The 288-nt window shown below is 46.5% G+C and carries 1 protein-coding gene; it reads left to right on the top strand.

Annotated elements, in window-relative coordinates; genetic code table 11:
• Positions 1–10: 10 nt before the first annotated feature.
• Entirely contained in the window at positions 11–190 is a 180-nt protein-coding gene (gene tnpB, locus M6F29_RS12365; RefSeq protein ID WP_366525989.1) for an IS66 family insertion sequence element accessory protein TnpB, read from the top strand.
• Positions 191–288: the final 98 nt, after the last annotated feature.

The raw sequence follows: 288 nt of genomic DNA on the forward strand, positions 1-288 counted from the left end.
GGTCAAAGTCTTGTATTGGGATCGCTCCGGTTTTTGTGTTTGGAGTAAACGCCTGGAGCAGGGAAGATTCTTCTCGGACTGGAGCCAGATTCGCTCCTGTGAAACCGATTGGACCCATCTCAAACTTCTGCTGGAGGGAGTGGAACCGAAGTCCTTCAGGAAACGTTTTTCCCGTGTTCCAACCGCTTGAAACGAGAGCAAAAATAACTCGAAAATATACCCGAAAATCGATCACAACCGATTGATTAGTGGTACAATTATGTCATGTCAAAAGCCATCGAAACCGCA

The organism is Ferrovum sp. (assembly GCF_027317285.1).
Lineage (GTDB): Bacteria > Pseudomonadota > Gammaproteobacteria > Burkholderiales > Ferrovaceae > Ferrovum.